This is a genomic window from Glutamicibacter sp. PAEs-4 (assembly GCF_051161755.1).
GTDB classification, from domain to species: Bacteria; Actinomycetota; Actinomycetes; order Actinomycetales; family Micrococcaceae; genus Glutamicibacter; species Glutamicibacter nicotianae.
Map to the genome: position 1 here is coordinate 1,986,981 of NZ_CP195017.1, position 26,450 is coordinate 2,013,430.

Below are 26,450 nucleotides of genomic sequence, written 5' to 3' on the forward strand. Positions count from 1 at the left end.
GTTGGTGGTGCCCGGATTCACACGAAACCATCGAACACCACCAAAGCGTGCTTGTTTAGGCCGCTTCCCCATCATCGTTTTGCCAGCTTCCTTCGGTGTCCGCCGAGCGTGATGGATGCTGAACTCGATCGATTTCGCCAGTGTCTGCCCGCACTCGGCTGAATGAGCTGGTCCCGAAACGAAGATCGTGACCAATTGAATACGCTTCGATGTCTGCGCTGATTCCGCGAGTTCCATCGGCGCGTTCAAAGTCCCGGATCTGCAGTTTTCCAAAAATCATAACGTGGTCGCCTTGCGCCAACGATTCCATGGAGTTCTCCCCCAGCGTGCGGAAGGCCGAGACGGCATACCAATTGGTCGGCCCATCAGCCCACTGCCCGGTTTCAAGGTCGCGTTTACGCTCATGTGTAGCTACGCGGAATTTCAGGATTGAAACGCCCTTCGGCGTAATGCTGAGTTGAGGCTCCGTTCCAACAATGCCTCGGATTGTCACAAGGTCACTCATGAACCTGTCTCCTTCTTGACCCGAATGCCAGAAACTTTTTCTGCCATTGAATCTGATGGTGGCCCACTAAAAGTGACGATGGTATTGGAATCAGCGGAGTGGGGATAAGTTCTTTGTTCTTTGCTGCTTGAAAGCCCCGAACGGAATCATTACTGCTATGACCAGACCTGGGAGTATCCAGCCGGACCACCCTAAAATAGATCCCTTTGTTGCATCCAGTGGTACTCCCAGCACCATGAATAGCGAGACGAGTCCGGCGCTCGCATTGAATGCGCCGTGTGCTAAGGCCGTTGGCCACACGGAATCGCTGTAAGTTCGCAACCAACCAAGGAATGCACCAAATACGATGCACATGCCGCACATGGCCAGGACACCCCATGGCCCCGTCGCCATCGGATAGTTGTACCCCAACAGAACCAGTGGCGCATGCCAAGCGCCCCAGATAGCGCCGGATATCAAGATGGCAGGGAGCTGTCCGTACGATTGCAACCGAACCCAAAGCCAACCACGCCACCCGATCTCCTCGCCTAAGGCGAACAGCGTGTTGAAGAGACTGGCGATAACTATCACCCCGGCTTGCCCTAGGAGGTACTTGGCTGGTCCGGCCTCGCCGGAAACGAAGTGCAGAACTGTAAAGCTCTCCAGATCCCCGGGGAATACGCCTAGCCACGTTCCGACGAGCGGCGCCTGGAGAATGAGAGCTAGCGGAATCATGTAAGACAGCACCAGAGCAATTAGGAACTTTCCAGGTCGCTTGATAGGCCACAGCCCGACATCCGCGGGGAAGCTCTTCACCCGTCGCTCTGCAATTGCGATCATTAGAGCAGCTACTGTCGGGGTAAACATCATGGCCGTGGCGATGCCCGGCAACCTGGCATCGTTAATGCCATCTCCTCGCCAAAGTGGAAGTGCAACCGCCCAGGCCAGCGCCATGCTGAGTACACAGAAGCAAACTATGCTCAAAATGCCACCGATTCTCAATTTCGGCAACTTAACTACCCCAGATCAGATGATGATGCGCGTACATCTCACCAGCCTAACGGCCTCAAGTCGTATTTTTGGGGAACAATGAGCTAAACTATTTTCGGTTATGCCTCCGTAGCTCAGCTGGATAGAGCAAGAGCCTTCTAATCTCTAGGTCGCGCGTTCGAGTCGCGCCGGGGGCACGGACAAGAAACCGCCGTTCACTTGGTCAAACAAGTGAACTGCGGTTTCTTTTTGTTTACTCGGAAACAGGTTTTTGACCATAGTTTGACCACAGTTTCCATTCCTTATTGCAGCGCTCCTACCAGGGCTCGACCTACTTGACGTCCACTGAACAAACACCCTCCCAAAAAAGTGCCCTCGAGCGCGTTATATCCATGCATCCCACCCCCACCGAACCCAGAGGCTTCACCGGCTGCATAGAGTCCGTCAAAAAGGCTTCCATCTTCCTTGAGAACCCTTCCGGAAAGGTCCGTCTGCAATCCCCCTAGGGATTTTCGCGTCAGAATATGCAACTTCACTGCAATTAACGGCCCGGCAGCAGGATCAAGAATCCTGTGAGGAGCTACCGCCCGGGTGAGACGGTCGCCAATGTACTTGCGCGCATTGCGGATCGACTGAATTTGCTGATCCTTGCTGAATGAGTTCTCAATTTGTGAATCCCGAACAAGCAAATGCTGGCGGAGACGCTCCGGCTCAACAAATGCTTCTGGCGCTATGGAATTCATCTTCGTAGCAAGTTCTTCCACGGTAGTAGCCGAAACGAAGTCAGCGCCTTTGTCCAAGAAGTCTCGAACCGGCGCCGGCGCCCCTTTGCCGAAGATCCGGTCTTTCACAACCCCGGCCTTGTCCCGATTAGTCAGGTCCGGATTCTGTTCCGAGCCGGACAGAGCGAATTCTTTCTCGACTATTCGCTGGTTCAGCACGAACCATGAGTAGTCGTACTTTCGCGCAATTGGATCCGTTCGAAGATACTTCAGCGTGCCCAGGGTGTCATGCCCCGGAAGACATGGCGCTTTGAGCCGGTTTCCCTCTGCGTCGAACCACATGGAACTGGGACCAGGCAGGATTCGTATTCCGTGTGACGGCCAAATCGAGTTCCAATTCTGAATTCCCTCGGTGTAATGCCACATTCGATCCCGATTGGCCCAACGTGCACCAGATGCCTGCGCTAGCTCGATGCCGCTTCCATCAACGTATTCCGGAACCCCGGTGATCATGTGTTCTGGTGCATCGCCAAGCCTAGTGGGCCAGAATTTTCGCACCAGGTCGTGGTTCCCACCAATTCCACCAGTCGCAACGACCACTGCCTCAGCCGAAAATTCGAATTGGCCCAGGACGGTTCTGGTGGAACCCTGTCCCCGCGGAGCGTCATCTGGCGACAGGACCTCGCCACGAACACCGGTGACCGAGCGGCCAGTAGTCACCAGCTCGGTGACTCGATGGCGATTGAGCAATTGAACTTGCCCCATGCGCAGTCCTTCGCGCATCCTGTCGGCGAATGGTTCTGATACGCCAGTCCCGGTTCCCCACGCGATGTGAAATCGCGGTACCGAATTCCCATGGCCCTCGGCACGACCGTCGCCGCGCTCAGCCCAGCCCACTACTGGTGTCAGATCAATACCTTTTCGCTTGATCCAAGATCGCTTTTCAGTGGCCGCGAACTCGACAAAAGCTTTCGCCCACCGATGCGCCCACACATCCTCATTTCCCAGGCGGTCGAATTGAGCGCTATGTTGCCAATCCGACCACGCAAGATCAAATGAATCTCGGACACCTAAACGACGTTGTTCCGGGGTGTCAACCAAAAACAATCCACCGAAAGACCAGTAGGCCTGGCCGCCAAGATTCGCCGAGTTTTCCTGATCTAGGATCCGGACTTTTAGACCGGCATCAAGTGCTTCGGCTGCAACCACCAATCCAGCCAGCCCCGCACCGATTATCAGTACACTGCCAAATTCTGACCCCATCGGATTATTGCCACCTCGGATGGTATGTAGTGAACGATTATTTACCTAGAGCCTACTTGCTGGTGAGCAAAGTCACCATGGCTATACGCTCCGTCCCCATGCACCTGGCGCAGATTGCTTCCCGAGAACCAATTCCTTTGCCCTGTGCTGGCCCTCGATTCTGTGAATCTCATGACCACCAGCGGTGCAACGGCGCATAATCAAACGGAATCCGGACTGAACAGTAACTTATCCCGCTATTTTGAGATAAACTCTAGGAATTGTAGATATCGAAAGGGATAGTCTCTGATGGTCCAACTGGTCGCCCACCTCGCGCGACAGCGAATCACGGAACGTACCAGCATCAACCTAATATTCCTTCTTGCAGGATTATCTTTTGCGACTTGGGCGGGCCGCCTATCGATCATCGATACCGTTTTCGACTTCTCTGGCCTAAGCCTTGGGTCGTTCTTGATCTGCAGCACCGTCGGCACGCTGCTCGGCATCTCTCTCATTCCAACTATCAGCAAATTTGTACCGACGCGACGATTATTGTGCTGCCTACCCATTGGACTCGCAGCATGCCTAGTCATGCTCGGCATAGCTATCTCCATAACGGCGAATGCCTCGCTTGCCTACATTGCACTCTTCTTATACGGGATCACCTTTGGCTGCCTGGACATCATGATGAATGTCAGCGGAGCGCAGGTAGAGCGACGAGTGGGGCGTAGCATCATGCCTTCCCTTCACGGCTTCTTCAGCTTGGGAACACTACTAGGTGCCGGTCTGGCAACTGCAACCATCTCGATGCACATTCCTAGCGTCTGGCACTTTTCCCTAGTTTCAGTACTCATTGCCATTCTCGCCTACATTGCCCATAGGGGCGTCACCTGCTGGGAAAACGAGAACTTCGTTCCTAGCAACCAAGATGCCCGCCAAGGTCCGGCGCAGGCCACCAGGAAGAACTGGCTATTGCTATTACTGGGTGTAATGGTTGCCGGACTGAGCTTCACAGAAGGTGCGGCCAATGATTGGATCGCCGTAACTTCAGTTGACGGACACGGCTTCGAACATGGAATCGGTGCGCTCATGTTCACCCTATTCGTCGCCGCAATGACGCTGGGACGCTTTGTCGGTGGTCGACTAGTGGACCGGCTCGGTACGAAGAACACTCTCCTCATCATGGGACTTATCGGCCTGCTCGGTGTTGCCCTGTTCATCACCGGAACAAACCCGTACCTCGTGGGCCTCGGCTCAATGATGTGGGGCTTGGGCAGTTCACTGGGATTCCCCCTTGGAATGAGCATTGCCGCTTCCCGCGGTGAACGGCTTGGACCCAAGGCTGTGAGCATCGTGAGCGCCTTTGGCTATGGCGCGATGCTAGGTGGGCCGCCTTTTATCGGCTTCGTCGTCGATACGCTGAAGCTGCCTCAGGCACTATGGATCTGCGCGATTGTGCTCATTACTTCTCTGCTGTTGACGCCTGCGGTAACTCGCATTGGCAAGCCGGCGGACAAGAACTCTTAAACCGGCAGCATGGCTCGCTCCTTGATATTCCGCATGACGATGGTGCTTGTCAGCTTTTCCACCCCAGGCAACTCCACAAGCACCTCGTCGTATACCCGCTGGTAATGCGGCAGGTCAGTGGCGAAGACACGTAGCAAGAAATCTGGTTCGCCGAAAAGGCGTTGAGCATCAACTATTAGCTCCTCACGCTCTACGGCTGATTCAAAGTGCTTCAGCTGCGCTCGGTCTTTCAAGGTGACGAAAACCAGAGCTTCGAACCCCAGACCTATGAGCTCGGGGTCAATTACCGCCTGGTATCCGCTGATCACCCCCGTGCGTTCAAGTTCTCTGATCCGTCGATGGCAGGGAGCCACAGAAAGTCCGACTTTCGCCGCTACGGCAGTCGCGCTCATGCGCCCGTCGTTCTGCAGTTCGGCCAAAATCGCTCGATCTAAATCATCCATGAATTCAGAATACTGCACAAATAATTTGCGCAGAACTCATTCAGGTACTATTTTTCTTGCTTTGCGGACGGATATCCCCAGAAATTCAGCAAGCACATTTCACAAATTTTTGCCTAAGGTTGCCACATCACTGAAATATGGATTTTTGGAGAAGCATTGGACCTCGCACAGTTCGCCGGATTCCTCCTGGTATCAGTTACCTTGGCCTGCACGCCCGGCGCAGACTGGGCATACATCATTTCCTCGGCACTTGGTAAAGCGGGCTTTCGCCCAGCCGTATGGGGATTACTCGCAGGTTACTTGGTTCATACAGCCCTCTTGGTGTGTGGAATTGCTGCCTTGGTAGCGAGTTCCCCATCCATTCTCTTGTGGCTGACCGCGGCCGGATCGCTCTATTTGCTGTGGCTGGGAGTCGCGACTCTGCGTTCTTGCAAGACCGCGAGATTCTTTAATCCTGATGCGGCTTCACTCCCAGAACCTGAAGCGCTGACCGGAAATTCTTCTCAATCCTTGCCTCAACCGTCCAAGGGGTCTGTGGCCCTGCTCGATAAAGTTGAACAACGGTCGCCTCGCAGCCAATTCATTAAAGGCCTGCTCACCAGTGGCACCAATCCCAAGGCCCTATTGCTGTATGTGGCCCTCATACCCCAGTACTTGGATTCGTCCCAGCCGCTTCCGCTGTCCTTGCAAACAGGCCTGCTTGGACTGACGCATTTCTCGGTTTCAATCCCCGTCTACTTCCTCGTCGCATTGGCCGCGAGCGCACTGCTCCGCTCACGGCCGATGGCGGCCCGCGTGGTAACACTGTGTTCCGGAATCATCATGATCCTCCTTTCCGCAGGCCTGATCTACGAGCAATTCTTCGTCGCATAGGAAATATATTGAACACTGATCAAGACAATTGAACGGTGATCAAGTATGCTCGTTATCGATGGCACTCCGGTCATCGATAACGCAAGCATGAACTACTGCCCATTCAACGAATCAGATGTTCAAGCTATGATCCTCGCGCTGGAGCATTCGTGGAACTACCGCCAATACGATTCGAAAACGTCACGGTCAGCTTTGAAGAGCGCGACGTGCTCAAAGATGTCAGCCTTACGCTCAACGAGCAACGCATTGGAATTATCGGGGCAAACGGCGCTGGAAAGAGTACGCTGTCGCGGCTCATCAATGGACTTGTACTGCCCACGCAAGGAGCCGTGTTTGTTGGCGACCGGGATACGCAAAAGCATGCAAAGCAAATACGTCGCGATGTGGGTTTCGTCTTTCAGAATCCGGCAAATCAAATCATCATGCCTCTGGTTTCAGAGGACATCGCATTCGGCCTGAAGAATCTGCAGCTTCCAAAAGCCGAAAGGCAGAAGCGTGTACACGAGACTCTGGCAGAGCTGAACATCTCTCATCTTGCGGACCGTGAAAGCCACACGCTTTCGGGCGGTGAGCAGCAAATGGTTGCGCTCGCTTCCGTCTTGGCCATGCAGCCTCGAACCATTGTGTTCGATGAACCCACCACGATGCTGGATCTGCGCAACCGCCTTGCCTTCCAACGTGAGATCGCGAAATTGGAGCAACGCGCGATAGTGGTGACGCACGATTTGGAAATCCTCGAGGATTTCGACAGAGTCCTCGTTGTCACCGATGGCCGAATCGCATTCGATGGTCGACCTGATGAAGCGATCGCGAATTACCGCCAATGGAGCCACGCATGATCGCTTCCAAAAATTCATCGTACCTAGCTCGCATAAAACCCGGGTGGAAATTCGGAGCCCTATTGGTACTGAGCATCAGCCTTTATTTGATTGACTCGTGGCAACTCTTGTTGCTGTCATTCATACTGAGCATTGTCCTGCTGTTGTCGGCCAAGGTTGGGTTCAAGCAACTGCGCATGCCATTGATGTCGTTGGCCATGATCCTCAGCGTGGTGTTTGTTCTCCTGGGATTGCAAACCGATTGGGGCAATGCCATAGTTTCGGTTCTGCGGCTCCTGACCATGTGCTTGTTTGCGTATTCTGTCAGCCTGACCACAAGCTTCGACGCCATGCTGGAACTGTTCCAGCAGGTTGCATCTCCCCTACGTTTCATCGGGGCGAATCCTGCGCAAATCGCCTTGGGTTTATCCATGACTATTCGCTTCATTCCGGAACTGAAAAAGGTATATCTGGAAGTTCGCGAGGCACAGCATGCTCGTGGCCTGGGCAACAACCCGTTGGCCGTGAGCGTTCCGCTAGTGATCAGGTCACTAAAAATCGCAGACGAAACAGCTGAGGCGCTCGATGCCCGCGGCTACGATTCAGCTCCATACCGACGCTAGTCCATTTGTCCTTCAACCTCACTCGCACTGACAAGGAATTCTTATGCCAACGAAAACCGACTCAACATCGCAGACGCGCAACACTGTCTATGTAGCGGTCTTTGCCGCAATGATCGCCGCTATGGGGCTCCTCCCGCCCATAACGCTGGGAATCATCCCTGTGCCGATTACCCTGCAAACTCTCGGTGTCATGCTGGCCGGTGCGTTGCTTGGGCCGTGGCGCGGAGCATTGGCCTCACTTGTGGTGGTTGTCCTGTCATTGGCAGGATTGCCCCTGTTATCAGGTGGACGCGGAGGGCTCGGCGTCCTCTTCGGGCCGACCGGAGGTTACCTCGTTGGCTGGATTTTCGGCTCCCTCGTTATCGGAGCACTCTTCAAATACTGGGTCCTGCGCAATGAAAATAAGGGTGTCCGATTCGTGTCCGGACTGATCTCGGTGCTCCTCGGGGGCGTCGTTGTCATCTACTTGTTCGGAGTTCCGTGGACCGCGGCTACTACCGGGCTTGGTCTGGGAACTTCGCTGCTGGGCTCGCTCGGCTTCCTGCCAGGGGACGTCTTCAAGGCTGTCGTGACGACATTGGTGGCATTGACCGTGCATCGCAGCTACCGCGGGTTGATGGGCTAGTTCCGTGGAACTGTGGCAGTCGCTGGCGAGGTGGGCCGACCAACAACCGGATCGCCTTGCCGTGCTGACTCCTGGAAGACAGCTGACCTACGGGCAGCTAAAGAGGAGAAGCAGCGCTATCGCCCGGCAGCTGGATTCATTGCAGAGCACTCGCATTGGTGCGCGTACCAGCGACCCAATAGAAATGGCCATCGCCTTCTACGCCATTGCGGCCAGTGGCAAAACGTTGGTTGTCATTGACCCCGCTTGGCCCGAGAATTTGGCAAGCACGATGGCAGCGAGCCTTCACTGCAAGTACATGATTGAATCTCCCAATTTGACGACATTGCCCGGGGTATCAAGGCTCACGGCATTTCCAGAGTCGCCGGCGGACGACGACTACGTCGCGTCCGCGGCAAACTTATCCGGTTCCCGAGACTTGCTAGTCATATGCACTTCGGGAAGCTCATCGCGGCCCAAACCGGTAGTCCGGACGGTTGGCTCCTGGGAAGAATCCTTGAGTGCAGGTTCCCGAATCCTGGGCGCTTCGCTCGATCAGGCCACGCTCTGCCCGAGTCCAATATCCCATGGCCTGGGACTGTACGCGATGGTCGAATCCGTTCATTCTGGCGGCACATTCTTGGCTACCGGAAAATGGGATCTGAACGGCGTGAGGTCGTTGCTCTCTCAGTCCAGTTGCACCCGCATCGTCAGTGTCCCGACAATTCTCAGGAGGGTGCTTGAGCTGGCCGAACCGACCACGCTGTCCAACCTGCTAGTAGTTGTCAGTGGCGGCGAGGCGCTGCACCAGGAAACAGTGCAATTGCTTCATGAGATCGCCCCTATGGCACGTTGCGTTGAATACTTCGGAAGCAGCGAACACAGTCTCATCGCCTATCGCGAACGCAAACCCGACCAGCCCGCATCACCATATTTCGAAGGCCAGTTGTTTCCAGGAGTTCGGGCACACATCCATGGCAAAGATTCTGCTACCGGTTTCGGCCTGCTCTATATCGATAGCCCTTTCAATGCCAAAGGCTACGATGCCAGCTCGGAAGCGTCCGTTTCCCGATGCGGCAAGTCGATCGGCATCGGAGATCGTGCGATGCTGGCGTCGGGTTCAGCCCGCGTCGTGCTCGCTCGCCGCAACGACGAGATGATGAATCACAACGGCAACAATATCCACCCCGGTGAAGTCAGCACAGCACTGGAATCCGTCGGACTGCCCAACGCCATCGTACGACTAGATGAATCGGGTCCTGAACCCCAAATGGTGGCGTACACCGTTTCGCCACCACGCAGTCGGTCCACGCTTCTCTCCAGCCTCGGGCAACATTTGTCGCGATACAAGATCCCTCACCGGATTACGTACCTGAGATCGTGGCCGGAAACCTTCAGCGGCAAATTGAATACCGCGGCGTTGAATGACCAGGACTTGGACATCGAACGGAGCGACTGGCTCAGATGAACAAGGCATACATCATTGACGCGGCACGTACCCCGATCGTCAGGGCAGGCAAAGAATTCTCCCGGGTTGGTGCTGATCATCTGCTTGCGCAGGTGATCAATACGCTATTGGAACGAACCGGAATTTCTCCTGCTCAAGTCGACCATGTGTTTGCCGGAAACGCGGCTGGTCCGGGAGGAAATATTGCCCGCGTGTCTGCGTTGGCATCGGTACTGCCGAACACTGTCGGCGCGACGAGCATTGATGCCCAATGCGCTAGTGGATTGGACGCCATTGCAGCCGGTGCCCGAATGATCCGCTGCGGTGAAGCCCATGTTGTTGTGGCAGGCGGAGTGGAGTCCGTGAGTACGGCTCCGTGGCGCGTCGAAAAGCAATCATCCGTTGTCGATCCGCCAAGGCTATACTCGCGTGCGCGATTCACCCCGGCTCCCGATCCAGATCCCGACATGGGCGTTGCCGCGGACGCCATTGCCCAGTCCAAGGCGATTACCCAGGAACGTCAAGACGAGTTCGCTTTGCGCAGCCATCGACGTGCCCTGCGCGCTCAATCTGCCGGACTCTTCGCGGATGAGCTCGTTTCCATCGGCACGAGTAACGGACTAATCGCGTCTGACACCTGCCCCAGGTCCGGGCTGACACTCCGAAAGCTCGCAGCACTCAAGCCCGCCTTCGTACCCGGTGGCACGGTCACGGCGGGAAACTCCTGCCCGATCAATGACGGGGCGGCCGCGGTGATCTTGGTCAGCGGACAAATGCGCCGGGCGCTGAAAGCGAACTTTGCACTGCGATATCTGGCCTCAGCGCACGGTGCCTGCGATCCCGAGATTCTTGGAATGGCGGCAGTGCCGGCTTACCGAAAGCTGATCAGTCTCTTGCCGTCTGCCACCGCATCCGGCACTCCCCTCATTGAATTCAATGAAGCCTTTGCCGTTCAGGCGCTCGCATGCCTCGATGAATTGGGAATTCCAGAGCAAAACGTGAATCTCAATGGCGGAGCCTTGGCATTGGGCCATCCATACGGTGCCAGCGGTGCAATTCTGACTACACGCTTGTTTTGGCAGTCGCAGCAGGCCCAAGTGGATGGCCAGCAAGCCATAGCCCTCATGGCTGCTGCCGGTGGTACCGGAAGCGCCCTTGCATTCGAATCAACCCTTCATCTGGATTTGGATGACTGTTAAGTTAGATATTGAACCCTAGCGCTCTCATTTGATCCCGACCATCATCGGTGATGCGCCCCGGACCCCACGGCGGCGTCCAAACCCAAGTAATAATGTGATTCTCGACGAGATCTTTCAGTGCTTCATCGATCTGCGCTTCAAGAATCTCGGTCAGCGGGCACGCAGGAGTTGTCAATGTCAGGTCAATGTCCAGAACGGAGTCGTCGCTAAAACGCAACCCGTAGAGCAGGCCCAAATCAACGATATTGACTCCCAGCTCGGGGTCAATTACGTCCTTGAGCGCCTCTTCGATTTCTCCTAGCGGACGTGCTGCGTGGGCACTCGCATCTGGTGCTGTTCCAGTCATGCTGGACATCTCAATCCTCCTAGAGGTATGCCTAATTTAATTAAACGCAACTTTACGCACGTTTTTCTGATTTTTCGACCCTTTCAGCAGGATGCTCAGGGCGAATACAGCAGAGGCTCAGCATTAACGAACAAAACCGCGTACCCTTTCGGTGATACGCGGTTCTGTTCTCTTCAGGCGTGATTAGATGTTGAAGCCCAGGGCTCGCATCTGATCGCGACCGTCATCGGTGATTCGTTCTGGACCCCAAGGCGGCATCCAGACCCAGTTCAGACGGTGGTCGTCTACAACGCTCTCCAGCGCCTTGGCAACCTGCTCTTCGATGATATCGGTGAGCGGGCAGGCGGCAGTGGTCAACGTGAGGTCCAGCAAAAGCACACCGTCATCAGCGTACTTCAGGCCATATAGCAAGCCCAGGTCGACAATGTTGACACCCAATTCCGGGTCAATGACGTCCTTGAGCGCTTCCTCAACGTCTTCCAGAGGAGTCGTAGCGGCTCCCGTGCTCTGTTCGGTCGATTCGCTCATGACTGTACCCTTAGGCCTTGACGTTCAGGTAACGGTCGTAGCCTTCTTCTTCCAGACGGTCAGCCAGCTCTGGGCCGCCCTCTTCGGCTACCTTGCCGTCAACGAACACGTGCACGAACTCTGGCTTGATGTAGCGCAGAATGCGGGTGTAGTGGGTGATCAGCAGGGTGCCCATCTCGTTCTCGGCCTGCGCGCGGTTGACGCCCTCGGAGACAACCTTCAGAGCGTCGACATCTAGGCCTGAGTCGGTCTCGTCCAGCACTGCGAACTTAGGCTTGAACAGTTCCAGCTGCAGGATTTCGACACGCTTCTTCTCACCACCGGAGAAGCCTTCGTTCACGTTGCGCTGCGCGAAGTCGGCATCGATCTTCAGCTTGGTCATCGCTTCCTTGACGTCCTTGGTCCAGGTACGCAGCTTAGGAGCTTCGCCGTCGATTGCGGTTTTTGCGGTACGCAGGAAGTTGGTCATGGTTACGCCTGGCACCTCTACCGGGTACTGCATAGCCAGGAACAGTCCAGCCTTTGCACGCTCGTCAACGCTCATCTCCAGGACATCTTCACCGTCGAGGGTGATGGAGCCGGAGGTGACGTTGTAGCGCGGGTGGCCAGCGATGGTCGATGCCAGGGTCGACTTGCCCGAGCCGTTGGGGCCCATGATTGCGTGGGTTTCGCCGGTCTTGATGGTCAGGGTTACACCCTTGAGAATTTCCTTCTCGCCCTGCTCGGTGTCAATCGAGACGTGCAGGTCCTTGATTTCCAGAGTAGACATACGTCGTTCCGTTTCTTTCTAAAAAGCGCTAAGGCTAAAAAGCTGGTGAAGCAGGCACTAGCTAGTTGCTAGTTGCAGCCAATTCTTCTTCGATGGTTTCGGTCAGACGCTCCTGCAGAGCCTCATCGCCAATCTGCTGAACAATTTCGTTCAGGAATCCGCGCACTACCAGGCGGCGAGCGGTCTTTTCATCGATACCGCGAGCCATCAAGTAGAAGAGGTGCTCGTCGTCGAAGCGGCCGGTGGTCGATGCGTGGCCAGCACCATCGATCAAGCCGGTTTCGATTTCCAGGTTTGGAACCGAGTCGGCGCGGGCGCCATCGGTCAGAACCAGGTTGCGGTTGGCTTCGTAGGAGTCGGTGCCCACAGCAGCCTTCTGGATCAGCACATCGCCAACCCAGACGGTGTGCGCGTCCTTGCCCTGCAATGCACCCTTGTACAGCACGTTCGACTTGCAGTTGGCCACAGCGTGGTCAACGAACAGACGGTGCTCCAGGTGCTGGCCGGCATCAGCGAAGTACAGGCCATAGAGCTCGATCTCAGCGCGTTCGCCGGTGAAGCGGGCCGATGGGTTCACACGAACCAGGTCGCCACCGAAGGACACTGCGATGTGCTTGAAGGAAGCGCCAGCTGCAACAAGTGCCTGCTGCGAGGACGCGTGGACTGCGTCATCTTCCCAAGCCTGCAGCGAGATCACGGTCAGGCGCGCGTTGGCCTGGACGTCGAACTCGACGTTCTGGGCCAGCACTGCCGAACCTACGTGATCCAGCACGACGGTAGCTTCGGAGTTCTCCTCGGCGACAACGATCACGTGCTGGGCTGCCGCTGCCAGCGACTCGCCGGTGATGCGCAGAGTTGCCTTGGCACCCTCGGCATTCTTCGGGATGGTAACCACGTGGGTCTCGGAAGCGTACTTCCAGGCGTTTGCCGACACGCGGTCATCCGGGGTGTGCGCAACGCCGTTCAGGGCATCGTCAGCCGCAACAACCGACAGCTTGGCGATGTCGTTGCCGGTCAGCTCGATCTTCGGAGCTGCGCCGGTGAGCTCATCGGTGTGAAGGCCCTTGAGGCGCTTGAGCGGGGTGAAGCGCCAGTCCTCTTCACGGCCGGTCAGCTTGGCGAAATCATCAACGTTGGTGCTGGTCAGTCGACCAGCACGCGACGAATCCGGAACGCCAACGCCGCCGCCATGGCTGTGCGCCTTGGTGGAGGCGCCAGCCAGCGGCGAGCCGCCGTTGTCGTTGATCGGCGAAAGGTCTTCGCCCTCTTCGGTGAAACCAGGAATCGATGGTGCGCCGATGCGCGCCTTCTCTTCTGGGATATGGGTGGTGGTCTCCGACATTCTTAGCCGACCGATCCTTCCATCTGAAGTTCAATAAGGCGGTTCAGTTCCAGCGCGTACTCCATCGGCAGCTCGCGTGCAATTGGCTCGACGAAACCGCGCACGATCATTGCCATGGCCTCGTCCTCGGCCAGGCCGCGGGACTGCAGGTAGAACAGCTGTTCCTCGGACACGCGGGAAACCGTTGCCTCGTGGCCCATGGTCACGTCGTCCTCGCGGACGTCGATGTATGGGTAGGTATCCGAACGCGAGATCTGGTCAACCAGCAATGCGTCGCAGACCACCGAGTTCTTGGTGCCCTTGGCGCCTTCCTGGACCTGTACCAGGCCACGGTAGGCCGAACGGCCGCCATTGCGGGCTACCGACTTGGCAACAATTGCCGAGGAGGTGTTCGGTGCAATGTGGACCATCTTGGATCCGGTGTCCTGGTGCTGGCCTTCGCCGGCGAAGGCGATGGACAGGGTCTCGCCCTTGGCGTGCTCGCCCACCAGGTAGACAGCCGGGTACTTCATGGTGACCTTTGAGCCGATGTTGCCATCGACCCATTCCATGGTGGCGCCTTCTTCACAGATAGCACGCTTGGTCACCAGGTTGTACACGTTGTTGGACCAGTTCTGGATCGTCGTGTAGCGAACGCGGGCGTTCTTCTTCACGATGATTTCCACAACAGCCGAGTGCAGCGAGTCCGACTGGTAGATCGGCGCGGTGCAACCCTCGATGTAGTGCACGTATGAGCCCTCATCGGCGATGATCAGGGTACGTTCGAACTGGCCCATGTTTTCCGTGTTGATACGGAAGTAAGCCTGCAGCGGGATTTCCACGTGGACGCCCTTCGGGACGTACACGAACGAGCCGCCGGACCATACGGCGGTGTTCAGCGAAGCGAACTTGTTGTCGCCTGCTGGAATGACCGAGCCGAAGTACTCCTGGAAGATCTCCGGGTGTTCCTTCAGACCGGTATCGGTGTCAAGGAAGATGACGCCCTGTGCTTCAAGGTCCTCACGCAGCTGGTGGTAGACGACCTCGGACTCGTACTGGGCGGCAACACCGGAAACCAGGCGTTGCTTTTCAGCCTCGGGGATGCCCAGTTTGTCGTAGGTGTTCTTGATGTCTTCTGGAAGATCTTCCCACGAGGTTGCCTGCTTCTCGGTGGAACGCACAAAGTACTTGATGTTGTCGAAATCAATACCCGAGAGGTCTGGACCCCAAGTAGGCATTGGCTTGCGATCGAAGTACTTCAGCGCCTTCTGGCGACGCTCCAGCATCCATTCTGGCTCGGACTTCAGGGCAGAAATATTCGCCACTACGTCCTTGTCAACGCCACGGCGCGCATTTGCACCCGCGTCGTTCTTATCTGACCAGCCGTACTCGTAATTGCCGATTCCGTGGAGTTCGGGGTTCTTCTCCAGAATCTCGGAAATTACACCCGGGTCGGCAGACTCCTGTGCAATCTGATCCGTCATCGCGGCCTCTCCTGCTTCGTGAACTGAATTCGAGTTCTCTTCTCGGCGCGCATTGGCGCCTTTTCACGCCCCACAGGGATGTGGGTCGTGCACACGTGTCCTCCGCCGGCCAGTGTCGACAGTCGTCGAACGTCGACGCCCAGCAAGCGGGCGAACATTTCAGTTTCCATGTCGCAAAACACCGGAAACTCTCGTGCCAAGTCTTGTATCGGGCAGTGCCCCTGGCATAGCTGCACGCTATGCATCAGAGCAGATGCCACTTTGGTATCCACTTTTCGGGTGTATCCGACGAATCCATCGGCACTGAGCAGGTTGCCCAACACTTCGGCTCGTGCTTCCAAACCTTCAACGCCGATCAGTGCTTTGGCGTACCGCTCCTCCATGTATGCGAATCGATTACGCGCAAACTTGCGAATCGCGTCCTCGCCAGCCGCATCCCCGAGCATCTTCAATGCATCGGAAGCGATCTCCAAGTAGTCGTTGCCCAGCTTCGTCTGACCGCGGTGCGAAAGCACGTAGCGGCGAGACGGGCGTCCAGCACCGGTCTTCTGGTTGGCTACCAGTTTTACCTCGACGAGTCCCGATTTCGAGAGCGCGTCCAGGTGGCGGCGGACCGCAGCAGGCGTGAAGCCCAGCTTGTTTCCAAGCTCGGCGGCACTGACCGGTCCGTCCTCTAATACTGCGTATAGGACGCGGTCACGCGTGCGCTCCTCGGTATCCCCAACTGCGCCAACCGTCGCGGCAGCGGAGCCACTAGCTGATTCTGAATTTGATGAATACACAACACAATCATGCGTAAATTTTTACTCTAGGTCTAGTAAGGAAGGACTTACTAAGGGCAAGCTAGCCCGACTACGGCGTTGCCTGCCTCAAACCTCTTGCACTTCCATTGTCTCGCCCCCTTAAGCGGAACTCGAGGCTTGGTGACCAACCACTCAACTCAGCCAGTTCGACATGTCGTAGAATGTTCTAGTGTCTTCTGTATCCCCCAGCCTCGTCATCAACGAGCTGGCCAAAGATTTAGGTCCAGTCCCCGCCTTGGACAATCGCATGCTGCGAGTCCTGGAGTCGGTGTCCCTAAAAGCTTTTCCCGGTCAGGTCACCACGCTTTTAGGAGCTAACGGAGCCGGCAAGTCCACGACTCTGGCCTGTGCCCAGGGGCTGCTTCAGCCCGAAGGCGGCACAGTCGAACTCCTGGGCCAGAATCCCTTCGGCGACAACCCCGAATTGCGCTCCCGCGTCGGAGTCATGCTCCAGGATGGCGGTTTGCCTCCGTCAATGCGCCCGATTCCGCTCTTGCGGCATGTCGCTTCCCTCTATCAGAAGCCCATTGACATTGATGCGTTAATCACACGCCTTGATCTCGAGTCATTCGGCACCCGCACGATCCGGCGTCTATCCGGCGGCCAAAAACAGCGCGTCGCATTGGCAGTCGCGTTGGCCGGAGATCCGGAAGTGCTTTTCCTCGATGAGCCAAGCGCCGGATTGGACCCGCAGTCGCGCCAGGTGGTTTTCGACCTCATTGCCGAACTTCGCGATGCTGGCAAGGCCATCATCTTGACGACCCATCTCATGGACGATGCACAACGCCTCAGCGACTATGTCTACATCATCGACAAGGGCTGCACCGTGGCGCAGGGCACCGTTGCAGAGCTGACTGCCCGCGCTGCCGAAGACCCGGACACCCGCCCGGTCTCTTTCTCGGCCCCAGCTGGCCTGCGTCTGCCTGAACCGCCGGCAGGATTGCGTCTGGAAGAAACCGCCTCCGGCCAGTACCGCCTCGACGGGGTCAACTCCCCCGAACACTTGAACTGGCTCACGCAGTGGTGGCTGAAGGAAAGCATCTTGCCAATCGAGCTTAATCTCCAGTCTCGAAGCCTCGAAGACGTTTTCCTCGAAATCGCGATCAAGGAGGAAAAAGCATGAGCCAAGCACTCACGCGCTCCAATGCTGCCTCGCCACTGCGCAGAATCCTGAACCAAGGCAGATACGAATCCATCCAGATGCTCAGCAATGGCGAGCAACTCATTCTCGCTGTTGTCATGCCGCTCATTGCGCTGTTCGTGCTTACCCTCACCGATCTCGTCAATGACGTGGCCGACCGAAGCATTGATGCAGCTGTACCCGGCGTGCTCGCCCTGTGCGTCATTTCAACGGCTTTCACCGGACAGGGAATCGGGACAGGTTTTGACCGCCGCTACGGCGTGCTGACCATGTTCTCAACGACCCCATTGGGGAAAACCGGACTGATTTTCGGCAAAGTCATCGCAGTGCTGTCCGTCTTGTTGATCCAGGTCGTCTTGATCTGCTCAGTCGCGCTGCTGTTCCTGGATTGGCATCCGAACCCCTGGGGAATCCTCCCGGGTATCCTCTTCCTGCTCTTGGGTGCAGCGGCGTTTACCGCGCTGGGCCTGCTCATTGCTGGCACCGTTCGCCCTGAAGCGACGTTGGCCATCACCAACCTTGCCTGGATCCTGCTGGCCGGCGCCGGCGGTGTCCTGTATCCCTTGAGCATGGCCCCAGATTGGGCACAACCGACACTGAATGCACTGCCTTCGGCAGCGCTGGGCGATGCCATGCGCGATGCCCTCATCCATGGCCAGTTCAGCATCGCTGGACTGATCTTCTTGATCCTCTGGGCAGCATCCGGCTCCTTTGCAGCCATCAAGCTGTTCAAATGGAGCTAACCACCACTCAATTCCAAGAGGGAGATTTCCTTGACTCCAGTCCAAGCCAAACAGAGCTGGGCCGATAAGTTGCCCACGAAGGTAAACCGCCTCGTGCATGGTCTGGCGATCGCATCCTTGATCTCGCAGATTGGCATTATCGTCACCGGAGGGGCCGTAAGGCTTACCGAGTCGGGACTCGGTTGCTCACATTGGCCCAACTGCGTCCCCGGCTCGATGACTCCTGTTCCGGAAATGGGTATCCACGGCATCATCGAGTTCGGCAACCGCCTGCTGACCTTCGTCCTGCTGGTTATCGCCGTTGCTTTCCTGGTCTCCATCTGGAAGATGCGCCCGACGCACCGTACCTTGTACAAACTGGCCGTCGGCTTGCTCGCCGGCATCGCACTTCAGGCCCTTGTCGGCGCCATCACCGTATGGACTGGCCTGAATGCCTGGGTTGTGTCGGTGCATTTCCTGATTTCCGGGGCTCTGGTCATCATGGCCACGTTCCAGGTCAACCGTACGGCCAAGGAACTGAAAAGCCGGGAGATTCCGCGGAGCACCAAGTCCATCGGCCAGATTTCATTTGCCGCATGGATCTTCTCGCTGCTCGCTGTCGCGTTCGGAACTGTCGTAACAGGCACCGGACCGCACGCTGGTGATGCCGATGCTCCTCGTCACCTGTTCGATCCACTGTTCGTGACCCGGCTGCACACGGCTCCGGTGTACTTGCTGGTCGCCGCCACCGTTGTTGTTCTCATCCTGGCCTACAAGCAAGGCGGAAACAGCCAGCTTCGCAACGCCATTTGGTGGCTCGTGGCCGCTATCGCGATTCAGGCAGCTATCGGATACATCCAGCACTTCAATGGCCTGCCGGTTGCCCTGGTTCTCTCTCACATGCTCGGCGCCAGCTTGTTGCTCTCAGCTTCTGCAAACGTCTGGGACCGGGCCGCTATCCTTCCGGGATACAGGGTCATCGCTTCATAGCATTCTGCGTAAACGTTTCGGGGGTTGCCCTGCACTCAAAGTGCACGGCAACCCCCGAATCGCTTTAACTATCTTCTTGTTATTCCGAGGTCTACGACCCCAGCAATCCAGTGAGTCCTAAAGGTAGGCAGCTCCGGTCAGCAAACGACCCGCACCCAAGATCTCCGCCATCGAAAGCAAGCTGGTGCCCCTGGCAATTCGAATCAGCTTGCAACTGCATTCTCGCTTCATCAAACCGGCAACGGCACGCCATCCTCGACTTGCCGCTCCCGTCCTTCTTTTTCACAGCGCTCTGCTGCCAAAGCCTCGCCGTCTTCAATAACCTATACCGCTACCCTGACGTTGCCACATTTCTCGCCTGATAGCTTGATGGACTTCTGAGAAATCACGTGCCTCTGGCGGTGAGTTCATCGAGCGACGGGTATCCAGCAATCCGCTGTTGATCATCGCCGCAAACAGAGAATACGAGCTCCCGCAACGGAGTTACCCTCCAGGAGATCAAAGGTTGCAGCAAGTTCCGTGCCGCATTCATCACTGTCCGTTTTGGAACCGAGCGCATAGAGGTCGGCAGCCCGCCAGTGAATGGCGGGTAATGACTTCTTTGGTGCTGGACAGGCACAAACGGGAGTTGCGTTGCCTAAGCCAGAATTATCAAAGGGCCCAGTTTCTGCTCCGGTTGAATGAATGGCCCAGATGCATCCAATGCTCTAGAGACCGGCGTGCATAAGCTAAAGAAAAGCGCCTTGCTTGGAATCCAAACGTATTCGGGTTCCAAGCAAGGCGCTTGTGAAGCTTCGTTGCGGAGTTGAACTCAGCCGAACAGCGGGCTGCCCACGAAGGGATCAATGGCCAATGCCAAGAACACGATGGACAAGTAGGTAATGGAGATGTGGAAAACCTTCATGGCCTTGCGGTTGATCTCAGCCGGCTTGTGGTCATTCTGCGCCTCGCGGTAAAGCACGTGAGACTCGTAGACGAACCACAAACCTGCGCCGCCCGCGATTGCGGTATACACGATGCCGGCGCCACCCAGTGGAACCAACAGCATCGAGCAAACGACGGTGGCCCAGGCATAAAGCACGACCTGCACCGAAACGCGGCGGGCGTTGGCGATCGCGCCAAGCATTGGCACCGAAGCCGCGTTGTAGTCATCCGCGTACTTCATGGACAGCGGCCAGTAATGCGGCGGTGTCCAGAGGAAGATCACCAGGAACAGGATGACCGCTGGCCACTCAATTGTGTTGGTCACCGCAGCCCAAGCGATCAGTACTGGCATGCAGCCGGCGATGCCACCCCACACAATATTCTGAGCTGTCCGTCGCTTGAGGATCAAAGTGTAGAACACCACGTAGAGCAGAATGGCCGCCAGGCCCAACGCGGTCGTCAGCGGATTCGTGCCAACCCAGAGAATCACCAAGGATGCGATTGCCAGGGCCCAAGAGAAGACCAAGGCTTCCTTCGGGGTCAGGTCACCAGTCACCAAAGGGCGCCCCTTGGTACGCTTCATCAACTTGTCCATATCGCGATCGATATAGCAGTTGAATGCTCCGGATGCGCCTGCGGCCATAGCTCCACCAACGAGGGTGGAAATCATCAGCCAGACGGAAGGAAAGCCCCGCTCGGCAAAGATCATGGTCGGAAGGGTGCTCACTAGCAGCAACTCGATAACGCGAGGCTTCGTCAACGCCACATACGCATTGGCCTTGCGCTTCAGAAAGTCGCCGGCAGTTTCATCAGGCTGACGCGATGCGCGTGGCACTGATGCTGCGGCGACACTTTGAGTCTTCAATTAAACGCACTCAGTTCTTCACGGGTACAAGACAGACACATTCATTCTACGCTGGATAGAAATTGATTGAAACTCCCCACGGAGAGGATCACATTCAAAAAGGGTGATTTGGCTCAATTTAAATAGTTGCAATGCCCAAACCGGCTACGTACCAAGCGCCGCACCCAATGGGTGCTCAGATCGATCTCCGGCGTTCGAATCGGCTATCCGGGCCGGTCCTTCACTCAAAACAGCGATTACCTCCAGTTCAGCAGGCGGGGGCCAAGAGCCCCGCCCGTTCACGCACCGGCCACTTGCACAGGCGGCAGCCTCCGAGGCAGCGGCCACAGGACCTCGGCCTTTAATGGACGTCAGATATTCTTGGCACCCGCAGCACCAAGACAAATTCCACAAGCGGTAAGCAACCTGGAAACAAGATTCATTTTTTGTACACCTCCCCAGGGCAACGCGTCAGCAACTCCGGGTACACAGCCATCCGGGACACACCTGCAACGACCTGTGCACCATTGCGCAGAATGACTGAGCGCTTGGCTCAGGCCAAGGCATGAAAGGTCACATCGGGTCGCACCCCTGCGCAAACCGAATAATTATGTGTCATCTTGCTAAATCCAGCGCCCGAAGGCGCCGTTTCGCGATAGAGTTGACTCAGATTGCGCCGTCGCGACCTGCATTCCTCTAACTTAAGCAATATCGGAGGCATGGGGAGGCGACGGCGTATTGCGTGTCAGCGGGAGGCATCTCCCGTCCAAGCCTGAATGGAAGGAACGCCGCTGTGGCGACTGAATCCTTAGTTGAAGAATTCTCACTGACCGAGTTGGACCGTAAGGCCATCGACACCACCCGTGTCCTGGCAGCCGACGCCGTCGAAAAGGTTGGCAATGGCCACCCCGGTACCGCAATGAGCTTGGCTCCTGCCGCCTACTTGATTTTCCAGAAGCACCTGCGCCACGACCCGAAGGATCCGAACTGGATCGGCCGCGACCGTTTCGTGCTTTCCCCAGGCCACACCTCGCTGACCCTGTACCTGCAGCTGTTCCTCTCCGGCTACGGCTTGGAAATGCAAGACATCGAAGCGCTGCGCACCTGGGGCGCGAAGACCCCTGGCCACCCTGAGTACGGCCACACCGCCGGCGTCGAGATCACCACCGGCCCACTGGGCCAGGGCCTGGCCTCCGCCGTTGGCTTCGCCTACGCCCAGCGCCGCATGCGCGGCCTGCTGGATCCAGCCGCCGAAACCGGAACCAGCCCCTTCGACCACACTGTCTACGTCATCGCTTCCGATGGCGACCTGCAGGAAGGCGTCACCTCCGAAGCTTCCTCGCTGGCCGGCCACCAGGAACTGGGCAACCTTGTGGTGATCTACGATGACAACAAGATCTCCATCGAGAACGACACCGACATCGCCTTCACCGAGGACGTGCTGGGCCGCTACGAGTCCTACGGCTGGCACACCCAGCGCGTTGACTGGACCGCCACCGGCGAATACGTCGAGGACATGGCCGCACTGGATGCCGCCATCCGCGCCGCCAAGGCCGAGACCTCGCGCCCGTCGATCATCTCGCTGCGCACCATCATCGGCTGGCCATCGCCAACCAAGCAGAACACCGGCGGCATCCACGGCTCGAAGCTGGGTGCCGAGGAAGTTGCCGGCCTGAAGAAGGTGCTGGGCTTCGACCCGGAGAAGAACTTCCAGATCGAGGATGACGTGCTGGCCCACGCCCGCGAAGTCGCAACCCGCGGAGCGCAGCTGCACGCCTCTTGGAACGAGACCTTCAACGCCTGGAAATCTGCAAACCCGGAAGAGGCCGCCCTGCTGGAACGCCTGCAGGCTGGCGAGCTGCCAGAAGGCTGGACCGAGAAGCTTCCTACCTTCGAGCCTGGTTCCACCATGGCCACCCGCGCCGCGTCGGGCAAGGTCATCAACGCGATCGCCGATGAGCTGCCAGAACTCTGGGGCGGCTCCGCCGACCTGGCCGGTTCGAACAACACCACCATCGAGACCGCGAAGTCCTTCGCTCCCGAGCGCCGCTCCACCGATTCCTGGTCGGCCAGCCCGTACGGCCGTGTGCTGCACTTCGGCATCCGCGAGCACGCCGCCGCGTCGATCGTCAACGGCATCGTGCTCTCCAGCCCGACCCGCGCGTTCTCCGGCACCTTCCTGATCTTCTCCGACTACCAGCGTCCGGCCATCCGCCTGGCCGCGCTGATGGGCGTCCCGTCGATCTTCGTCTGGACCCACGACTCCATCGGCCTGGGCGAAGACGGCCCGACCCACCAGCCGGTGGAGCAGCTCGCCTCGCTGCGCATCATCCCGAACTTCGACGTTGTCCGCCCGGCGGATGCCAACGAGGTCGCCTACGCCTGGCGCGGAATGCTGGAACTGTCCACCACCCCATCGGGCATCGTGCTCTCGCGCCAGAACCTGCCGATCTACGACCGTTCGGCTACCGGCTTCCGCGGCGCCGAAGGCACGCTGAAGGGCGGCTACATCCTGGCCGAGGCCGTGCGCGACGGCGCCGAGACCACGCCGGATGTCATCCTGCTGGCCACCGGCTCCGAGGTCGAGCTCGCCGTCGAGGCCCGCGAAGCGCTGGCGGCCAAGGACATCGCGGCGCGCGTCGTCTCGCTGCCGTCGCTGGAATGGTTCGCCAAGCAGGATGCCGCCTACCGCGAAGAGGTCCTTCCGGCAGCGATCACCGCACGCGTTTCGGTGGAGGCCGGCGTGGCCCAGGGCTGGCGCGAACTGGTTGGCGCCCACGGCGAAATCATCTCGCTGGACCACTTCGGCGCGTCCGCCGACTACAAGAAGCTGTACTCGGAATTCGGCATCACCACCGAGGCAGTGATCGCTGCCGCCGAAACCTCCATCAACAACGCTGCCAATTAAGGAACTGAAGTACATATCATGAGCAACCCGAATACTCAGGCCCTGTCCGACGCCGGCGTCTCCATCTGGCTGGACGACCTTTCGCGCGAGCGCCTGACCAGCGGCTCCCTGGCCAAGCTGATCGAAGAGAAGAACGTCGTCGGCGTCACCACCAACCCGGCAATCTTCGCCGCGTCGCTGTCCAAGGCAGAGGTGTACGGCGAGGCGATCGCCGAGCAGAAGCACCGCTCCGTCGAGGACGCGATCACGGAAATCACCAGCGACGACGTGGCAGCGGCCTGCGACCTGTTCAAGGGCATCTACGAGTCCTCCAACGGCTTCGACGGCCGCGTGTCCATCGAGGTGGACCCCCGCCTGGCGCACGAGACCGCACCGACCATCGCCCAGGCGAAGGCCTTGTACGAGCGCGTGAACCGTGAAAACGTGCTGATAAAGATCCCTGCCACCATCGAAGGCCTGGAAGCCATCACCGAAACCATTGCCGCCGGCATTTCGGTGAACGTGACCCTGATCTTCTCGCTGGAACGCTACCGCGAGGTCATCAACGCCTACCTGCTGGGTCTGGAGAAGGCCCATGCCGCCGGCCTGGACCTGTCCAAGATCCACTCGGTCGCGTCCTTCTTCGTCTCCCGCGTGGACACCGAGATCGACAAGCGCCTGGATGCCATCGGCACAGAAGCCGCGGCCGCCGTGCGCGGACAGGCCGGCGTGGCCAACGCCCGCCTGGCCTACCAGGTCTTCGAGGAGTCCTTCGCTTCGGCCCGCTACGAGGTGCTGAGCGCTGCCGGCGCCAACGTGCAGCGCCCGCTGTGGGCTTCGACCGGCGTGAAGGACCCCGCCTACCCGTCGACCCTGTACGTGACCGAACTGGTCGCCCCGCAGACGGTGAACACCATGCCGGAGAAGACCCTGGATGCCACCGCGGCCGAAGCCGAGATCCGCGGCAACGCGATCGCCGGCGGCTACGATGCCGCCAACCGCGTGCTGGACAAGCTCGCCGCCCTGGGCATCGACTACAACGAGGTCGTGAACCTGCTTGAGGTCGAGGGCGTGCAGAAGTTCGACGTCGCCTGGAACGAGCTGCTCCAGGACATGGCCGAGGCCCTGAAGGGAGCCAAATAGATGGAACTTGGCCTGGTAACTTCCGGACAGGCTCTGGCCTCCGTCGATGCGCTGCTGCCGCAGCTGATCGACGCGAAAATCGGCAGCCGCATTGCCGCGCAGGATCCCACCATCTGGGGTCCGGCGGCCGAGGCCGAATCCTCCATCCGCCTGGGCTGGGTCAACCCCTTCGAGGCGGCCGGCAAGCTGATCCCGCAGATCCTGGATCTGCGCGACGAGCTGCAGGAGGAGGGACTGACCCGCATCGTGCTGTGCGGCATGGGCGGATCCTCGCTGGCCCCTGAGGTCATCACCGCGCACGACGAGGTGGACCTGGTCATCTGCGACACCACCGATCCGTCGATGGTCAAGGGCATCGTGGAAACCGATCTGGAGCACACCGTCGTGGTGGTCGCCTCCAAGTCCGGCTCCACGGTGGAGACCGATTCGCAGCGCCGTGCGTTCACCGCAGCCTTCGAGGCGGCCGGCATCGACCCGGCCACCCGCCTGGTGCTGGTGACCGACCCGGGTTCGCCGATGGACAACCCGGATGGAGTGCGCGCGGTCTTCAACGCCGACCCGAATGTGGGCGGCCGCTACTCGGCGCTGACCGCCTTCGGCCTGGTTCCCTCGGGCCTGGCCGGCGCCGACATCGAAGCGCTGGTGGAAGAATCCGGACTGATCAACGACGTGCTGGCAATGGACGACGAGGACAACCTCGCGCTGCACCTGGGGGCGGCCATGGCCACCGCCGGCCGCGACAAGCTGCTCATCGCCTGCGTGGGCGATGCCCTGCCGGGCTTCGGCGACTGGGCCGAGCAGCTGATCGCCGAATCCACCGGCAAGGACGGCAAGGGCGTGCTGCCGGTTGCCGCCCATGTGGATGCGCCCGAGCTGCAGAACCCTGCGCAGGATGTGCTGCCGCTGTTCATCTACGAGCAGCTGCCGGAGGAAATCGACGAGGACTCCACCGCCGTGCACTTCAGCGCGCCGCTGGGCACCGCGTTCATGATCTTCGAGTACGCCACCGCCGTGGCCGGCTACCTGCTGGGCATCAGCCCGTTCGACCAGCCGGATGTCGAGGCCGCGAAGGTGGCCGCGCGTTCCATGCTCGAAGCGCCGGCGCAGAGCGCACCGGATGCCGTGGACGGCCCGGTCGAGCTCTACGGCACCGAGGCCGCGAACCTGGAAGCAGCCCTGGATGCGCTCACCGCACAGCTGCCGGACGATGGCTACCTCGCCATCCAGGCCTACCTGGATCGCACCGCCGACCAGCAGCTCGAAGCGCTGCGCGATGCTCTGGCTGAGAAGACCGGCCGTCCGGTCACCTTCGGCTGGGGCCCGCGCTTCTTGCACTCCACCGGCCAGTACCACAAGGGCGGCCCGGCACAGGGCGTGTTCCTGCAGGTCACCGCGGATCACCAGGAAGACCTTGAGATTCCTGGCCGTCCGTACACCTTCGGCGGGCTGATCACCGCCCAGGCGATCGGCGACGGCGCGGTGCTGGCCGACGCCGAGCACAACCGTCCGGTGCTGCGCGTGAACCTCACGGACCGCGCGGCGGGAATCGCCGCCCTGCTAGAGGCAGCGAAGTAAG

The 26,450-nt window shown here is 58.5% G+C and carries 24 protein-coding genes and 1 tRNA gene; 14 read left to right on the forward strand and 11 right to left on the reverse strand.

Features of this window, described 5'->3' with window-relative positions; genetic code table 11:
• Positions 1 to 55: 55 nt before the first annotated feature.
• Together ACR9WD_RS09355 and ACR9WD_RS09360 are read right to left on the reverse strand one after the other, a co-directional pair.
• Entirely contained in the window at positions 56 to 505 is a 450-nt protein-coding gene (locus ACR9WD_RS09355; protein WP_066138692.1) for a single-stranded DNA-binding protein, read from the reverse strand.
• 90 nt (positions 506 to 595) lie between these two features.
• Entirely contained in the window at positions 596 to 1,438 is an 843-nt protein-coding gene (locus ACR9WD_RS09360; RefSeq protein ID WP_434921986.1) for a CPBP family intramembrane glutamic endopeptidase, read from the reverse strand.
• A 159-nt stretch (positions 1,439 to 1,597) separates the two neighbouring features.
• Between ACR9WD_RS09360 and ACR9WD_RS09365 the strand changes: the two genes are divergently transcribed.
• Positions 1,598 to 1,671: transfer RNA gene (locus ACR9WD_RS09365), tRNA-Arg, on the forward strand.
• Positions 1,672 to 1,776: 105 nt separating this feature from the next.
• Here ACR9WD_RS09365 and ACR9WD_RS09370 read toward each other — a convergent pair.
• Complete coding sequence (locus tag ACR9WD_RS09370; RefSeq protein ID WP_434921987.1) at positions 1,777 to 3,459, reverse strand: FAD-binding dehydrogenase; 1,683 nt, start codon at positions 3,457 to 3,459, stop codon at positions 1,777 to 1,779.
• A gap of 288 nt (positions 3,460 to 3,747) precedes the next feature.
• Between ACR9WD_RS09370 and ACR9WD_RS09375 the strand changes: the two genes are divergently transcribed.
• Positions 3,748 to 4,965, forward strand: a complete 1,218-nt coding sequence (locus tag ACR9WD_RS09375) for an MFS transporter (protein WP_434921988.1) — start codon at positions 3,748 to 3,750, stop codon at positions 4,963 to 4,965.
• Here the strand turns inward: ACR9WD_RS09375 and ACR9WD_RS09380 are convergent.
• Entirely contained in the window at positions 4,962 to 5,408 is a 447-nt protein-coding gene (locus ACR9WD_RS09380) for an Lrp/AsnC family transcriptional regulator (RefSeq protein WP_038990796.1), read from the reverse strand. The two genes, ACR9WD_RS09375 and ACR9WD_RS09380, sit on opposite strands and share 4 nt — an antisense overlap.
• Before the next feature lie 156 nt (positions 5,409 to 5,564).
• Here ACR9WD_RS09380 and ACR9WD_RS09385 point away from each other — a divergent pair, with 156 nt between their 5' ends.
• The 6 genes from ACR9WD_RS09385 to ACR9WD_RS09410 all read left to right on the forward strand — a co-directional run bounded on the left by ACR9WD_RS09385 (position 5,565) and on the right by ACR9WD_RS09410 (position 10,972).
• The gene (locus ACR9WD_RS09385; protein ID WP_073706111.1) at positions 5,565 to 6,281 is read left to right on the forward strand and encodes a LysE family translocator; all 717 of its coding nucleotides are present in this window, start codon (positions 5,565 to 5,567) and stop codon (positions 6,279 to 6,281) included.
• Positions 6,282 to 6,430: 149 nt separating this feature from the next.
• The gene (locus ACR9WD_RS09390; RefSeq protein WP_038990794.1) at positions 6,431 to 7,120 is read left to right on the forward strand and encodes an energy-coupling factor ABC transporter ATP-binding protein; all 690 of its coding nucleotides are present in this window, start codon (positions 6,431 to 6,433) and stop codon (positions 7,118 to 7,120) included.
• Positions 7,117 to 7,722 (forward strand): energy-coupling factor transporter transmembrane component T family protein, encoded by a 606-nt coding sequence (locus tag ACR9WD_RS09395; protein WP_038990793.1) that lies wholly within the window; start codon positions 7,117 to 7,119, stop codon positions 7,720 to 7,722. The genes ACR9WD_RS09390 and ACR9WD_RS09395 overlap by 4 nt, the downstream gene beginning before the upstream one ends.
• 43 nt (positions 7,723 to 7,765) lie before the next feature.
• Complete coding sequence (locus ACR9WD_RS09400; RefSeq protein ID WP_038990792.1) at positions 7,766 to 8,347, forward strand: biotin transporter BioY; 582 nt, start codon at positions 7,766 to 7,768, stop codon at positions 8,345 to 8,347.
• Between the two features lie 4 nt (positions 8,348 to 8,351).
• Positions 8,352 to 9,794: a class I adenylate-forming enzyme family protein gene (locus ACR9WD_RS09405; protein WP_434921989.1), complete on the forward strand. Its 1,443-nt coding sequence runs from the start codon at positions 8,352 to 8,354 to the stop codon at positions 9,792 to 9,794.
• Positions 9,791 to 10,972: a thiolase family protein gene (locus ACR9WD_RS09410; protein ID WP_434921990.1), complete on the forward strand. Its 1,182-nt coding sequence runs from the start codon at positions 9,791 to 9,793 to the stop codon at positions 10,970 to 10,972. The genes ACR9WD_RS09405 and ACR9WD_RS09410 overlap by 4 nt, the downstream gene beginning before the upstream one ends.
• Before the next feature lies 1 nt (position 10,973).
• Here the strand turns inward: ACR9WD_RS09410 and ACR9WD_RS09415 are convergent, their stop codons facing one another.
• From ACR9WD_RS09415 to ACR9WD_RS09440, 6 genes are all read right to left on the reverse strand, one after another.
• On the reverse strand, positions 10,974 to 11,318 hold the full coding sequence (locus tag ACR9WD_RS09415; protein ID WP_434923205.1) for a metal-sulfur cluster assembly factor: 345 nt from the start codon (positions 11,316 to 11,318) through the stop codon (positions 10,974 to 10,976).
• Between the two features lie 183 nt (positions 11,319 to 11,501).
• On the reverse strand, positions 11,502 to 11,846 hold the full coding sequence (locus ACR9WD_RS09420) for a metal-sulfur cluster assembly factor (protein ID WP_038990789.1): 345 nt from the start codon (positions 11,844 to 11,846) through the stop codon (positions 11,502 to 11,504).
• A 10-nt stretch (positions 11,847 to 11,856) separates the two neighbouring features.
• Positions 11,857 to 12,615: a Fe-S cluster assembly ATPase SufC gene (gene sufC, locus ACR9WD_RS09425; RefSeq protein ID WP_038990788.1), complete on the reverse strand. Its 759-nt coding sequence runs from the start codon at positions 12,613 to 12,615 to the stop codon at positions 11,857 to 11,859.
• A gap of 61 nt (positions 12,616 to 12,676) precedes the next feature.
• Positions 12,677 to 13,957: a Fe-S cluster assembly protein SufD gene (sufD, locus tag ACR9WD_RS09430; protein WP_083515452.1), complete on the reverse strand. Its 1,281-nt coding sequence runs from the start codon at positions 13,955 to 13,957 to the stop codon at positions 12,677 to 12,679.
• 2 nt (positions 13,958 to 13,959) lie between these two features.
• A complete protein-coding gene (gene sufB / locus ACR9WD_RS09435; protein ID WP_038990787.1) occupies positions 13,960 to 15,420 on the reverse strand; it encodes a Fe-S cluster assembly protein SufB in 1,461 nt (486 codons plus the stop codon).
• Positions 15,417 to 16,202: a helix-turn-helix transcriptional regulator gene (locus ACR9WD_RS09440; protein ID WP_434921991.1), complete on the reverse strand. Its 786-nt coding sequence runs from the start codon at positions 16,200 to 16,202 to the stop codon at positions 15,417 to 15,419. The genes sufB and ACR9WD_RS09440 overlap by 4 nt, the downstream gene beginning before the upstream one ends.
• A 190-nt stretch (positions 16,203 to 16,392) precedes the next feature.
• Between ACR9WD_RS09440 and ACR9WD_RS09445 the strand changes: the two genes are divergently transcribed.
• The 3 genes from ACR9WD_RS09445 to ACR9WD_RS09455 all read left to right on the forward strand — a co-directional run bounded on the left by ACR9WD_RS09445 (position 16,393) and on the right by ACR9WD_RS09455 (position 19,076).
• Complete coding sequence (locus tag ACR9WD_RS09445) at positions 16,393 to 17,346, forward strand: ABC transporter ATP-binding protein (RefSeq protein ID WP_149597013.1); 954 nt, start codon at positions 16,393 to 16,395, stop codon at positions 17,344 to 17,346.
• Positions 17,343 to 18,107 (forward strand): ABC transporter permease, encoded by a 765-nt coding sequence (locus ACR9WD_RS09450; RefSeq protein WP_434921992.1) that lies wholly within the window; start codon positions 17,343 to 17,345, stop codon positions 18,105 to 18,107. Before ACR9WD_RS09445 ends, ACR9WD_RS09450 begins: the two co-directional genes overlap by 4 nt.
• Before the next feature lie 117 nt (positions 18,108 to 18,224).
• Complete coding sequence (locus ACR9WD_RS09455; RefSeq protein WP_434921993.1) at positions 18,225 to 19,076, forward strand: COX15/CtaA family protein; 852 nt, start codon at positions 18,225 to 18,227, stop codon at positions 19,074 to 19,076.
• Positions 19,077 to 19,887: 811 nt separating this feature from the next.
• On the opposite strand, the gene ACR9WD_RS09460 is transcribed toward ACR9WD_RS09455, so the two are convergent.
• The gene (locus ACR9WD_RS09460) at positions 19,888 to 20,835 is read right to left on the reverse strand and encodes a heme o synthase (RefSeq protein WP_434921994.1); all 948 of its coding nucleotides are present in this window, start codon (positions 20,833 to 20,835) and stop codon (positions 19,888 to 19,890) included.
• 802 nt (positions 20,836 to 21,637) lie between these two features.
• Between ACR9WD_RS09460 and tkt the strand changes: the two genes are divergently transcribed.
• The 3 genes from tkt to ACR9WD_RS09475 are packed head-to-tail and all read left to right on the forward strand — an operon-like array spanning position 21,638 to position 26,449.
• Complete coding sequence (tkt, locus tag ACR9WD_RS09465) at positions 21,638 to 23,752, forward strand: transketolase (protein WP_434921995.1); 2,115 nt, start codon at positions 21,638 to 21,640, stop codon at positions 23,750 to 23,752.
• An 18-nt stretch (positions 23,753 to 23,770) separates the two neighbouring features.
• The gene (gene tal, locus ACR9WD_RS09470) at positions 23,771 to 24,874 is read left to right on the forward strand and encodes a transaldolase (RefSeq protein ID WP_149597016.1); all 1,104 of its coding nucleotides are present in this window, start codon (positions 23,771 to 23,773) and stop codon (positions 24,872 to 24,874) included.
• The gene (locus ACR9WD_RS09475) at positions 24,875 to 26,449 is read left to right on the forward strand and encodes a glucose-6-phosphate isomerase (RefSeq protein WP_121866942.1); all 1,575 of its coding nucleotides are present in this window, start codon (positions 24,875 to 24,877) and stop codon (positions 26,447 to 26,449) included.
• The last annotated feature ends 1 nt before the right edge of the window (position 26,450 follow it).

Coding starts and splice junctions, on each gene's coding strand:
- ACR9WD_RS09475 (WP_121866942.1), top strand. CDS start 24,875: ATGGAACTTGGCCTGGTAACTTCCGGACAGGCTCTGGCCTCCGTCGAT.
- ACR9WD_RS09415 (WP_434923205.1), bottom strand. CDS start 11,318: ATGACTGGAACAGCACCAGATGCGAGTGCCCACGCAGCACGTCCGCTA.
- ACR9WD_RS09395 (WP_038990793.1), top strand. CDS start 7,117: ATGATCGCTTCCAAAAATTCATCGTACCTAGCTCGCATAAAACCCGGG.
- ACR9WD_RS09370 (WP_434921987.1), bottom strand. CDS start 3,459: ATGGGGTCAGAATTTGGCAGTGTACTGATAATCGGTGCGGGGCTGGCT.
- ACR9WD_RS09420 (WP_038990789.1), bottom strand. CDS start 11,846: ATGAGCGAATCGACCGAACAGAGCACGGGAGCCGCTACGACTCCTCTG.
- ACR9WD_RS09380 (WP_038990796.1), bottom strand. CDS start 5,408: ATGGATGATTTAGATCGAGCGATTTTGGCCGAACTGCAGAACGACGGG.
- ACR9WD_RS09375 (WP_434921988.1), top strand. CDS start 3,748: ATGGTCCAACTGGTCGCCCACCTCGCGCGACAGCGAATCACGGAACGT.
- sufB (WP_038990787.1), bottom strand. CDS start 15,420: ATGACGGATCAGATTGCACAGGAGTCTGCCGACCCGGGTGTAATTTCC.
- sufC (WP_038990788.1), bottom strand. CDS start 12,615: ATGTCTACTCTGGAAATCAAGGACCTGCACGTCTCGATTGACACCGAG.
- ACR9WD_RS09360 (WP_434921986.1), bottom strand. CDS start 1,438: ATGGCGCTGGCCTGGGCGGTTGCACTTCCACTTTGGCGAGGAGATGGC.
- ACR9WD_RS09410 (WP_434921990.1), top strand. CDS start 9,791: ATGAACAAGGCATACATCATTGACGCGGCACGTACCCCGATCGTCAGG.
- ACR9WD_RS09355 (WP_066138692.1), bottom strand. CDS start 505: ATGAGTGACCTTGTGACAATCCGAGGCATTGTTGGAACGGAGCCTCAA.
- sufD (WP_083515452.1), bottom strand. CDS start 13,957: ATGTCGGAGACCACCACCCATATCCCAGAAGAGAAGGCGCGCATCGGC.
- ACR9WD_RS09450 (WP_434921992.1), top strand. CDS start 17,343: ATGAGCCAAGCACTCACGCGCTCCAATGCTGCCTCGCCACTGCGCAGA.
- tal (WP_149597016.1), top strand. CDS start 23,771: ATGAGCAACCCGAATACTCAGGCCCTGTCCGACGCCGGCGTCTCCATC.
- ACR9WD_RS09400 (WP_038990792.1), top strand. CDS start 7,766: ATGCCAACGAAAACCGACTCAACATCGCAGACGCGCAACACTGTCTAT.